Source organism: Clostridiales bacterium FE2011 (assembly GCA_017569305.1).
In the GTDB taxonomy this organism is placed as follows: domain Bacteria; phylum Bacillota; class Clostridia; order Christensenellales; family Aristaeellaceae; genus Aristaeella.
This window is the reverse complement of the sequence record CP069418.1, coordinates 269,315-281,422: the sequence shown is the minus strand read 5'-3', so window position 1 is coordinate 281,422 and position 12,108 is coordinate 269,315. Positions and strand designations below refer to the sequence as shown.

The window sequence follows — 12,108 nt, the reverse complement described above, 5'->3', positions numbered from 1 at the left end:
TGCGGATGAATGCCCTGAGAAAGGAACTGCAGGAAATGATGCAGATTCCACAGACAGCCAGAAAACCGGTGCTTCGCAGAAGCCTGCCGGATGACTGGCTGTATTCAACGGATCTTCCGGCTGTCAGCGATAAAGAAAACCAGACTCTTTTCCTGCAGGCAATCGTGAATGCAGGATGGGAGTATACAGAGGAGAAAGGCTGGATCCTGATGAGAAAACCGGCCGGGGAACCTCCTGAAGGTTGGTATGACGGGCCGCCTGGACCGGAAGCAGCCTGCTGCCTGAGCCTGCTGGACAGGCATGAAAAACAGGCTGTTGAAGAACCTGAACCTGTACAAAGAATGCTGATCAAAGCAGGAGAAGAGGGCGAAAAGCAATATGAGGCGGCCTGTGCCTGTATTCATCGGGACTGGGCTGAACGTCTCAGGCGCGGAGAGCCGCTGCCGGCTGTAAACCGGATTTATTTTACAGGACGAAAGGAATGAGAAACCATGCTGATTCAGCACATCGGACACGCGGAATTTCTGATTGTTACGGAAAGCGGCGTCAGGATTGTGACCGATCCGTATGACGCATCCTGTGGTTATCCGCTTCATAAAACAGCGGCGGATATCGCGCTTGTTTCCCATCACCATCATGATCATGACGCTGTGGAGAACCTGAAAGGGGAACCGAGGGTCATCGACAAGGCCGGACAATACACGCCGGAACCTGACGTGAAGGTGACGGCCCTGAAGGGATTTCATGATGATGAGCAGGGAAGCAAACGGGGTGAAACCCTGCTGTTCCTGATTGAGGCAGAAGGACTGCGGGTCGTGCATCTTGGCGACCTGGGATGCCCGCTGGATGAGGCACAGCTGGAGCAACTGAAGAACCCGGACGTGCTTATGATCCCTGTAGGCGGCTTTTATACCATTGACGCTGACCAGGCAAAGCAGATTGCAGATCAGCTGAACGCACGCCTGATCCTGCCGATGCATTACAAGACGGAATACAACCAGGAATGGCCGATCAGCGGACCGGAAGCATTTCTGGAACTCTATGATACAAAAGAGATCTGCCAGGGCGCTGAAGCAGTCCGGGTGACAAAAGAAGATATGGAATGCCAGGCAAGGGTAATGCTGTTCAGCGTGATGCGGTGAAAAGCATTACCAATGAAAACTGAAAACTTTGCGATCGCCGTATTCCATTTCTCCATCGCTTACAGCTCGCAGAAATGGACGGCTGTAGCATGGGCGAAGCTCTGACAACTGCCAGTGGCAGATATTTTGTCAGAGCTGAGGTCAAGCGAAAGGGAGTGAGCTCCCCAGTGGGGAGTCACGACCATTGAGCTTGCGGATAGGCATTAGCAGTGGATGGCTCGGCGTTAACAGCGCTAAAGCGCTGACGCCTGCATGGACGATCTGTTACCGGCACTAAAGTGCCGACAGATCAGTCTGAAGCACAGATGACTCCGCAACTGAAGAGTGAAGAGTGTAGAGTTAGAATAATAAATAAACGCTCACAGTTTTAGAACTGTGAGCGTTTATTGATTATTCTGCGAAGGAGATAGCGGAGACGGGCAGGACGGGAAAGGTCGCCCTTCAGGAGAACGGCGGTATCCCGGAGAATGGTGGTCTCAGCTTCAGTTACTTCGGCAGGGGAATAACGAATCCAGGAAATGCATTCTCCCACAGGATTCAGGGAAACATTGAAATGGGAGGCACGGTCAATCCGACGGCCATAGGCCATGGGCGTTTCACCGGAACGGCGGGAAAGGTTTTCTGCATATAACAGATCTGCAATTTCACCGGACCAGATGTCAAAACGCTGGGATTCTGATTTGGCGCGCTTGTCACGAACGGCAGGGTCTGTCAGACGGATCCTGAGGATCAGAGCAGCCAGAAGCAGCAGGAGCAATAAGAGAAGCCAGGGGAATGAACCGGGGGATTCAGGTGAATCTGTATCCGTATCGGGGTCAGGTGAAGGCGGTGAAGAATCAGGATTGTCGGAGGAATCATCGGAATTTTCCGGCGGTTCCGGTTCGGGCGTCGGTTCGTTTTCGTCCGGGGAAGATTCCGGCGGTTCCGGTTCGGGCGTCGGAGCAGGATCGGGAGAAGAAGGAGAATTGGCGTTATCCTGACTGCCGCTGCTGCTGTGCCTGGGCGTGGCGTCAAAGGTAAGCCAGCCGAAACCTTTAAAATAGACTTCGGTCCAGGCGTGGGCGGAAAGACCCGTAACGAGGGCCTGGCTGTTTGCGTCGGGTTCAGCAACATATCCTTCCACATATCGGGCCGGAAGGCCGATCATACGGCACAGAACCGTCATGGCGGAAGCAAAGTAGGTGCAGTAGCCTTCCTTGGTATCCAGGAGGAAAGTAGTAACAAAATCCATATCCGGAGATTGGGGCTGAACATCCAGCGTATAACGATAACTGCGGCTAAGCCAGGAACGAAGCGCCAGCGCCTTATCATAGGGTGAAGCAGCAACAGAGGAGGCTTCACGAGCCATGGAATAAACGACCCCTTCCAGATGAGCAGGAAGTGTTGTATAGGTCTGGACGATTTTATCGTACGCACTATCCTCCATCGTGGAGCAGACTTCTATCAGGGTGCCGAGGCCGGAGTCGCCGGCCAGGAAGATGGGCGCGGATACAGTGTAAGTATCACCGGGCTGGAGATTCCGGGTGACAAATAGTTCAGAAGAGTTGTTGAAGTACGGTACCAGATCTCCGCCCGGGATCAGGTCCCTGACCCGCTGGGGAACAAAAAGGGTGGAGGAAAACTGGGTGGAAGCATTACTGTCATCATCACTGAGCATCCGTACGGAAATGGTAACGGGATCACACAGGGCATTTCGGATATTCAGCGGCGGAAGGGCTTCATCAAACAGCGCTGCACGAAGATCGGCAAGCCTGGAAGACTGGCGGAGATAACGGCGTCTGTCAGTCGTGTTTATCCAGCTGCGACCGGTATACTCGTTCAGGATGACGCCGCGCAGATAAACAGTGCGGGGTGTTGAAACCTTCATGACAGGATGATTGGACGGATTCGGTTTGCCGCCCAGCTGATCCTGTCCTTCAGGATAGTAGTTCTCAGAAGAAAGGGAGAAAATGTCCCGGGGTTCGGTGAAGAACAGCCGATCCAGAACAGCCTGGCGCAGTTCATCCGCTTTCTGGCGGAGCGGGTTTTGTCCGGCACCATTGCCTGCCAGCAGGAAAGCAGCGGCAACAAGCAGCACGACAAGGGGAATAAGCTGCGGAATCGACGTTTCAGGGAAACGTTCTGTCATCAGGATCAGGAGCAGCGCAATCAGCGCAGGCATGAACCAGGGAATCAGTTCACGGGCTCCGGAAAGGTAAATCAACAGTATCATGCCGAAGCAGAGGATTGACGACGGAAGGAAAGACGCGCCGCGCAGGCAGGCAAAACAGCAGATCAGCGTCGTTAACACTGTCAGGAGAGCCGTGACAGAAGAAGCAACCAGGGGAATTGCCGTACGGATGTTGTTGCAGCGAAGGACAATGGCCATCGCTGCGTCAGAAACTGTAAGCATTCCGCCCATTGCAAAAAGCCAGAAGAGTAAAAGGATAAAGGCAGCTCCGGCCGCGGCAAAACTGATGACGCGTTTGAGGGACGCCAGTTCAAACAACAGGATGATGACCGCGATCCAGAGGATCAGAACAGGAGATGGTAAAGCCGGATCCAGAATACCCAGCAGGGGGAACAGGAGACCGACTGACAGCAGAAGCGACAGAAGGGCATGGATCAGACGGGGACGAAGGGATTCGCTCATGTCAGGGGGCTCCTTTCCAATCAGACGAATCTTTGATTCGGCCTGATTAAGTGATTAGCTGATCACTCTTCACTGGTCACGGGATAGTGATGAGTGGAGAGTGAAGAGTTGCCGTTAAAGCGGCAGTGAAGAGTGTAGAGTTGGAAGTGTCTTACGTGTCCGGAGTCACGTAAGATACTTCCAAACCTGCTTCACGCAAACGAGCAATGAGAGGCAGGACATTTTCATCATCCGGGGCAAAGGTGACAAGGTAGAGGCGGATATTCGGGCCGGCCCGATGCATACGGATCATGATATCCACCATGGGAATATTCAGCCGGGCAGAGATGATGACAACACAGCCAACCTTCCGGAGACGGCTGCTTTCCATGGAAAGAACCCGCTCAAAACGATCTGTTTCAGAAAATTCCACACGGGCCAGATAATCCATGGCAATAGGCAGCCCCATACTCTTATCCACATCCACAGGATGCTTCCCCGGGAGCGGCATGCGGATCTGATGATCCGTAACTGTCTGGGAGGTAATGATGGACGCGGCAGTTTCGAGCATGGCGTCACGGATATCCGCTCCTGCCCGGGCATGTCCCCAGGAGGGCGGCGGGGAACAATCCATGAGAACCAGCACGTCCTGAAGAATCGGCTCGTCAAATTTGCGGACAACCAGTTCACGCTTGCGCATGGAAAGCTTCCAGTGGATTTTTTTCATAGCATCCCCGGGCTGATAACTGCGGATGTCCGAGGGAGCATTCAGGTCTTCCGTTGCCCTGGACATGAGTTCACTGCCGGGATCCCCGGGAGCGAGCTTCAACGGTTCCACGTCGAAGGTCTGGGGAAGAACCACAAGTTCGAAGGAGGTTTTGCGAAGCACAATCCGCCGCTGAACCAGCCCGAGCAGGTCTTCCACCGTACAGGAATGAAGACCGACCGAGAATACGCCCACATGGGAAGCGTGGATCGGCAGCTTCATGCTCTGGAGACGATGGGGCATGTTTTTCAGACGGACATCCCGGTCACGGTTGCCGACAGGATCCGACAATTCCAGAAGCAGCGGCGCAACCGGAATGAGTCCGCGATGACGGACCCGCAGGCTCAAAACCACATCATCGCCGCGCCGGACGGTTTCTCCGGAGAGTGCGCCTTCCACTTCCAGCGTGGCGGATGCCCAGAGCACCGCAATGACAGCACCGGCCAGGATCAGCAGGATCAGGATGGAAAGCAGTAAAAAAAGCTGACTGCCGGTGCAGATGGCAACCGTCAGCAGCGTCAGAAATACAGCGATGGGCAGGGTAAGCTTCAGTTTCATAATTTTACGGGAACGGTGGTATTCTGCAGGGTTGTCAGCAGAAACTGCTCCGCAGGAATTCCTTTCATCTTGGCTTCGGGGGAGAGAATCATCCTGTGGGCCATAACCGGAAGGAACATGTGCTGTACATCCTCAGGCAGAACAAAATCCCGGTCATCCAGCATGGCACAGGCCTGGGCGCCGCGAATCAGGGCAATTGCGGCACGGGTGGAAGCGCCGAGTGAGAAGGCGGGATCATTCCGCGTGGCAGCGGCGAGGGAAGCAACATAATTCCGGATTTCCGGAGAACAGTAGACGGTAGTGACCTGCTCCTGCATGGCCAGTACGTCCTGGGCTGAACAGATGGGTTCGATCGTTGTCATGGGGATGACGGAACCGCTGTAGCGCTCCAGGACGTCCATTTCCTGCTCGACAGTCGGATAACCGATAGAGATTCGCAGGAAGAAACGGTCTACCTGCGCCTCCGGCAGGGGATAGGTACCGACGAATTCACCGGGGTTCTGGGTGGCAAGTACAATAAAGGGCTGGGGAAGCGGATGAGTGACGCCGTCCACAGTGACCTGATGCTCTTCCATGACCTCGAGCAGGGCGGACTGGGTTTTGGGGCTGGTACGGTTGATTTCATCCGCAAGGACGATCTGGCTCATCACGGCGCCCTCTTTGAACTCCATTTCACCGGTCTGGAAATTGACCATGGTGAAACCGGTAACGTCAGAAGGCATCAGGTCAGGCGTGAACTGAATCCTGCGGAAGGAACAGTCCAGAGAACGGGCGAGGGCGCTGGCCAGGGTGGTTTTACCCACGCCGGGAACGTCTTCGATCAAAACATGACCTTTGCACAGCAGAGCGATGAGGGCATATTCAATGGCTTCTTCCTTGCCGACGACAGCTTTGCTGATGTTCTGCTGCAGGGCGAGGACCATTCTGCCGGGATTGATCATAGGAAACCTCCCAATGAAAAACTTAAAACTTAAGACTAAAACCTGAAAAATAAAAATGATGAGATCAGAGACTCACCACCGAAATTGCGGTTCGTACATCTCTGAAACATACTAAGTTATTATACCTGTAATTGATGAAAACCGCAAGGTGTGGTATGATTCGGATGGGTTAGCCACGGAATGCAGTATAGAATGTCCGCATGCATGCAGACAAAGGAGAGAAACAGCATGATCAAAGGGCTGGGCCTGGATCTGTGTGAGATATCCAGGATGGATAAACTGCTTGAGAATGACCGGTTCCTGAACCGGTACTTTACAGAAGCGGAAGCCGGATATATCCGGTCAAAAGGGAAAACAGCCAGCCAGACAGCCGCCGGGATCTATGCGGCCAAGGAGGCACTGGCCAAAGCCCTGGGAACAGGAATCACATTTGACCTGAAAGAAATTGAAGTAGTCCATGATGAAGCGGGAAAACCCGGATACAGACTGACAGGGAAAGCTGCAGAGATGAGCGGTAACGACTCCTTCCTCCTGTCTGTATCCCATGACGGCGGCATTTCCGCGGCGGTTTGCGTAAGGGAGCAGGAACATTGACGGATATGTCAGTGTTCCGTTTTGTTTCTGTTGTTTGCGCTTGTCAAGAAGAGGGAAAAAAATTATAATTAACATGCGGTTTTCCGCATATATCAATGTAAACTGAGGGAACCGGTCGGAAGAAAGGAAAGGCGGTAAAAACATGACAATTCGTGAGAACTATGAGCAGTGGCTGCGGGACTTTGCGGATGACCAGGATACGATCCGTGAGCTGAAAGCCATCAGCGAAGACGAAAAGGAAATGGAAGACCGCTTCTATACGGAGCTGAGCTTCGGAACCGCGGGCATGAGAGGCGTGCTCGGAGCCGGCATGAACCGGATGAATAAATACAACGTCCGGCGCGCAACCAAGGGCCTGGCAGGCTATCTGCTTGAAAACCCGGAAGAAGCAAAACGCGGCGTTGTTATTGCTTATGACAGCCGCCGGTGCAGCGCAGAATTCGCAAAGGATACAGCGCTGGTGCTGTGTGCAGAAGGCGTGCCGGCCTATCTGTTTGACGCGCTTCGCCCGGTACCGGTACTGAGCTTTGCGGTGCGCCATCTGCATGCTAAGGCAGGCGTGGTCATTACAGCCAGTCATAATCCTCCGCAGTATAACGGTTATAAAGTGTATGGAGAAGACGGCGCACAGGTTGGCCCGGAGGCCGCTGAAGGTATTACCCGGGTGATCCGTTCCACGAAATATACAGACTGCGTACTGATGAATGAGCAGGAAGCACTGGACAAGGGCCTGCTGAAAATCATCGGCAACAAGGAAGTGGACGATGACTATATCGAGCGGGTCAAAACACTGAGCATCAATCCGGAACTGCTCCGGACGGAAGGCTCGAAGCTGAATATTGTTTACACGCCCCTGCACGGCAGCGGCAATGTGCCGGTCCGCCGCCTGCTGAAGGAAATCGGCCTGACCAATGTGGCTGTTGTGAAGGAACAGGAAATGCCTGATCCGAACTTCAGCACAATCAAGGTTCCGAACCCGGAAGATCCCGGAGCCTATGAACTGGCGTTCAAGCTGGCAGCCGAGGTGAACGCGAACGTGATCTTCGCCACAGATCCGGACTGTGACCGCCTGGGCGTGGCCGTCAAGGACGGACAGGGAGAATGGCATCTGCTGAGCGGAAACCAGATCGGCTGCGTGCTTCTGCACTACATCCTTTCCAGCCTGAAGAAGGCCGGAAAGCTGCCGAAGGACGGTGCCGCAGTCAAGAGTATTGTTTCCACGAGCCTGGCGAATAAAATCTGTGAAAGCTTCGGAGTATCCATTTTTGAAACCCTGACAGGCTTCAAGTTCATCGGCGAGAAGATCCAGCAGTTTATGGACAAGGGAGATCACACCTTCCTGTTCGGTTTTGAGGAAAGCTACGGCTTCCTTTCCAGCACCTTTGTACGGGATAAGGACGGCGTGAACGCGAGCCTGCTGGTCAGTGAGGTCGCCTGCGCATGCATGGCAGAGGGAATCACGTTCTATGACCGGATCCAGGAGATTTTCAAGGAATACGGATACTATGCCAACAGCGTGGTTTCCACAACGCTGCCCGGCAAGGACGGACTGACCCGGATGAAGGAAATCATGAGCAACCTGCGTGCTCAGCCGCCAAAGGAAATTGCAGGACTGAAGGTAACCGCAGTCCGGGATTATCTGAAGGGCATCCGCACAGAGAACGGACAGGAAACGCCGACCGGTCTGCCAGTATCCGACGTGCTGTATTTTGAACTGGAAAAAGGCAACTGGGTTTGCGTCAGACCTTCCGGCACAGAACCCAAGATCAAGCTTTATATCAATGCCAATGCTGCCGGGAAAGCAGAAGCGGAAGCGTTGAGCGAAGCCCTGTGCGAGGCAAGCAAACGCCTGATGAACTAATCCATAAGCAAAAGAAATCCAGTATCTACAGATTGCAAGGGAGATAGAAAGACATGTTTGGTAGAATGATGAACAACTACTATTACGGGAAGAGCGGAAAAGGCGATTTCCGGAAAGAAGATCTGCCTCAGAACAGGCGCCAGCTGTTCAGGGACACACTCAAAACACGGCTGAGCGCATTGTGCAGGATTAATCTTCTGTATATGCTCATCTTTCTGCCGGCGATGCTGGTGATCATGTTTTCCTTTACCAATATCCTGTCCACCACCAGCAACCTGATGCTGGTTGAACAGAACGATTATGCAGGCTTTGTTGAACAGGTGACCCAGAACGAACAGGAAGTCAGCATTACGGAAGAGCAGTTTAATGAACTCAAGAACGCTGACGTCAATCTCGGGGATATGCTGGACGGTACGGTGTTCCGTATGCTGCTCCTGCTGATTCCCTGTATTGCCATTACCGGGCCGTTTACAGCAGGACTGAGCTATATCACCCGGAACTGGGCGCGGGATGAGCATGCGTTTATCTGGACAGATTTCAAGGACGCGGTCAAAGCAAACTGGAAACAGTCCCTGGTGTTGTCTCTGATTACTTCCATCCTGCCGACAGCAGCTTATGTCGGATGGCGCTTTTACGGACAGCTGGCTCAGAACAATATGATTATGATGGTTCCGCAGGTGCTTGTTGTCCTGGTTGGAATCATCTGGTCCATCAGCATTACCTATATGCATCCGCTGGTGGTCACCTATGAACTGAAGACAAAGGACGTTATCCGGAACGGCCTGCTGCTTGGTGTGGCCCGTCTTCCCATGAGCGTCGCAATCCGGCTGCTGCATTGCGTTCCTGCCCTGATCGGCGGACTGCTGATCTGGTTCTGGAATCCGATGATCGGCATGATGATCCTGTTTGCCTATTATGCCCTGATCGGTTTCTCCATCAGCCGCTTTATTACCGCCAGCTATACCAACGCGGTGTTTGACAAGTACATCAATCCGCGGATTGAGGGTGCTAAGGTCAACCAGGGCATCTACAAGCCGGAAGATGACGAAGACGAAGAAGATGAAGCCGCGGAAGGGGAAACGGATAACTGATCATGTACCAGGGATTTGCAGAACTATATGACGAATTGATGGATGACGTCAATTACGAAGGCTGGGCGGACCACTATGCCCGCCTGCTTTCGATTTACGGAATACGCAGCGGCAAGATATGTGAATGCGCCTGCGGAACCGGAAGCCTGACCCTGCCGCTGCAGAAGCGCGGCTTTCAGATGACAGGCGTGGACATAAGCCGGGAAATGCTGTGGCAGGCGGCCCAGAAAGCCCGGAAAAACGGAATCGCGATACCATTTGTGCAGCAGGATATGAGGAGCCTGAATCTCCATAAGCCTGTGGACGCGGTGCTGGCTACCTGTGACGGAGTGAATTACCTGCTGACGGAGGAAGACCTGCTGGGATTCTTCCGGGCGGCCAAAAGATCCATTCTGCCGGGCGGAGCATTGATTTTTGATGTATCCACCCCTTACAAACTGAAGAACATCCTGTGTTCCGGGCTGATGTATGAAGACCGGGACGACGTAACCTATCTGTGGCAGAACACCTGGCACGAAAGATCACAGACGGTTAACCTGGATTTGTGCTTTTTTGTGCGGGAAAACGACGGCAGATACCGCAGGATGGAAGAGCACCAGACGCAGAAGGCCTGGAGCATGGATACCCTGAAGGAAGTGCTCTGGAAGGCCGGATTCCGGGCTGTGTGCATGTATTCCAACGGATCGCTGAATGCCGCCAAGGAACAGGATGAGAGATGGCACATAGCTGCCACGAATCCTGTGAAGTAAATGCCTTTGGCATACTTCACAGCATTGCGTGGAAGCAATTAACAATTAATAATGAATAATGATGGTTACTGAGAAGAGGAATATTATGGACGAGATGCTGCAAATTGACCTGTGCAACGGACAGGTGCGGGTGATGCTCTGTGAAACCACAGAGACCGTACAGCGCTGCGCAGATATTCACGCGACAACCCCTGTGTGTACAGCGGCACTGGGCCGGCTGATGACCGGAACAGCGATGCTGGGAATCATGATGAAGGGGGAAGAGGAGAACGTTACTGTCACGATCAAGGGCGACGGACCGATGGGCACGCTGGTGGCTGTAGCGGACCATGGAAAAATCCGTGCCTGTGCTGACAATCCGCAAGTGGAACTTCCGCTGCGGGAGGACGGCAAGCTGGACGTCGGCGGCGCCGTCGGACATCACGGACGGATGAGCGTGATCAAGGATCTTGCGCTGCGGAAAAACTATATCGGACAGAGCGAACTGGTGAGCGGAGAAATCGCCATGGACTTTGCCCAGTATTTTACGGTATCAGAACAGCAGCCTTCCCTGGTGGCACTGGGCGTGCTTGTCAGCGGTGAAACCGTGCTGAAGGCCGGCGGCCTGCTGATACAGCCCCTGCCGGGATGCCCTGACGAGATCATTGACCAGCTGGAGCTGAGAAGCCCCATGTTCGCGGACATCAGCCGGGAAATGACTTTCGCCCCGATTGAGCAGCTTTGTGAGGACTGGTTCCGGGGTATGGAACCGAAGATCCTGGAGAGAACGCCGATCTCCTATACCTGCACATGCAGCAGGGAGCGGATGGAGAAGGCCCTGATTTCCATGGGCGCCAAGGATCTGCAGTCCCTGATCGACGATGATGAAGGAGCCGAGCTGGTCTGCCATTTCTGTCACGGGAAGTATTTCTTCACGACTGAACAGCTGAAGGCTATGCTGAAGGAGGCAAAAAAATGAAAATGCCGATTATCAACTTTGATGAACGATTTGCTGATTTCATGTCTGACTGGATGAAGAGTCATCAGGATCAGTATGAAACTTTTGACGATATGGAAGAGGATATGCCCAGGATTTATGTGGCATTCCTGAATACCAGGGCGAAGTGGCTCGGCAATGTTACCCCGGGTGCCTATTTTACCCAGTTTGAGGATCCGAAGGTCCTGGTGGACTGGCTTGCACAGTACTGTGAAGAGGGAGCACCGGTTCCGGATCTGCTGATGGAGCAGATTACCACGGTCGGCCGGCCCTGTGAAAAAAGGCTGCTGGAACTGCTGAAGGACGAAGAAGCAACTGAAGAAGCGAAGATGATTGCCATCAATCTCCTGAGGGAGATGGAAAGCGTCCTGCCGAAGATGCTGTATATTACCTGGCAGCTGGACCGGGAAGGAAAAGACGAGCTGAAAGACAATGCCCTGGAAAGCCTGACAGCAATGGGAGAATGTGTGGTTCAGCCCATTCTGCAGGAGCTTCCCAAAGCCAATGCGGCAGGAGAAGAAGCACTGTTGGAAGTGCTGTCCCATTTCCCCGGAAATGACCTGATTTATAAACTGGCAATCAAGCTTTTCAAGGAACGGAAAGAGCGCAGAGCCCTTTTTGCCGGATACCTGGCGAAGCTGGGAGACGACCGAGCCCTGCCCGAACTGATGGCGGCGGCAGAGGAAGAGAAACTGCCTTACCTGACGTTTATTGAAATCAGGAACGCAATTGAGGAACTGGGCGGCGTATGCCCGGAGCGTACCTATGACGACGATCCTGAGTATGAAGCACTCCGGGATCTGGACATGAATTGACCGT

11 protein-coding genes are annotated in these 12,108 nt (G+C 53.4%); 8 read left to right on the top strand and 3 right to left on the bottom strand.

The genetic code is table 11. The features are described from left to right. The first annotated feature begins 5 nt into the window (after positions 1 to 5). Positions 6 to 485 (top strand): hypothetical protein, encoded by a 480-nt coding sequence (locus tag JRC49_01280; GenBank protein QTE71486.1) that lies wholly within the window; start codon positions 6 to 8, stop codon positions 483 to 485. A 6-nt stretch (positions 486 to 491) separates the two neighbouring features. Continuing rightward, a complete protein-coding gene (locus JRC49_01275) occupies positions 492 to 1,142 on the top strand; it encodes an MBL fold metallo-hydrolase (protein QTE71485.1) in 651 nt (216 codons plus the stop codon). Positions 1,143 to 1,509: 367 nt separating this feature from the next. Here the strand turns inward: JRC49_01275 and JRC49_01270 are convergent, their stop codons facing one another. The 3 genes from JRC49_01270 to JRC49_01260 form a co-directional block, all read right to left on the bottom strand. Continuing rightward, on the bottom strand, positions 1,510 to 3,774 hold the full coding sequence (locus JRC49_01270; GenBank protein ID QTE71484.1) for a transglutaminase domain-containing protein: 2,265 nt from the start codon (positions 3,772 to 3,774) through the stop codon (positions 1,510 to 1,512). 151 nt (positions 3,775 to 3,925) lie between these two features. Then, positions 3,926 to 5,077, bottom strand: coding sequence for a DUF58 domain-containing protein (locus JRC49_01265; GenBank protein QTE71483.1), 1,152 nt, complete (start codon positions 5,075 to 5,077; stop codon positions 3,926 to 3,928). After that, on the bottom strand, positions 5,074 to 6,018 hold the full coding sequence (locus JRC49_01260) for a MoxR family ATPase (protein QTE71482.1): 945 nt from the start codon (positions 6,016 to 6,018) through the stop codon (positions 5,074 to 5,076). Before JRC49_01260 ends, JRC49_01265 begins: the two co-directional genes overlap by 4 nt. Before the next feature lie 228 nt (positions 6,019 to 6,246). Here JRC49_01260 and acpS point away from each other — a divergent pair, with 228 nt between their 5' ends. The 6 genes from acpS (at position 6,247) to JRC49_01230 (ending at position 12,104) form a co-directional block, all read left to right on the top strand. Continuing rightward, on the top strand, positions 6,247 to 6,612 hold the full coding sequence (gene acpS, locus JRC49_01255) for a holo-ACP synthase (GenBank protein QTE71481.1): 366 nt from the start codon (positions 6,247 to 6,249) through the stop codon (positions 6,610 to 6,612). A 142-nt stretch (positions 6,613 to 6,754) separates the two neighbouring features. Beyond that, the gene (locus JRC49_01250; GenBank protein ID QTE71480.1) at positions 6,755 to 8,473 is read left to right on the top strand and encodes a phospho-sugar mutase; all 1,719 of its coding nucleotides are present in this window, start codon (positions 6,755 to 6,757) and stop codon (positions 8,471 to 8,473) included. A 53-nt stretch (positions 8,474 to 8,526) separates the two neighbouring features. After that, positions 8,527 to 9,564, top strand: a complete 1,038-nt coding sequence (locus tag JRC49_01245; protein QTE71479.1) for a YesL family protein — start codon at positions 8,527 to 8,529, stop codon at positions 9,562 to 9,564. 2 nt (positions 9,565 to 9,566) lie between these two features. Beyond that, entirely contained in the window at positions 9,567 to 10,313 is a 747-nt protein-coding gene (locus tag JRC49_01240) for a class I SAM-dependent methyltransferase (protein ID QTE71478.1), read from the top strand. A gap of 85 nt (positions 10,314 to 10,398) precedes the next feature. Continuing rightward, the gene (hslO, locus tag JRC49_01235; GenBank protein ID QTE71477.1) at positions 10,399 to 11,271 is read left to right on the top strand and encodes an Hsp33 family molecular chaperone HslO; all 873 of its coding nucleotides are present in this window, start codon (positions 10,399 to 10,401) and stop codon (positions 11,269 to 11,271) included. Further along, positions 11,268 to 12,104 carry a hypothetical protein gene (locus tag JRC49_01230; GenBank protein ID QTE71476.1) on the top strand — a complete coding sequence of 279 codons (837 nt, stop codon included), beginning with the start codon at positions 11,268 to 11,270 and terminating at the stop codon, positions 12,102 to 12,104. Before hslO ends, JRC49_01230 begins: the two co-directional genes overlap by 4 nt. Positions 12,105 to 12,108: the final 4 nt, after the last annotated feature.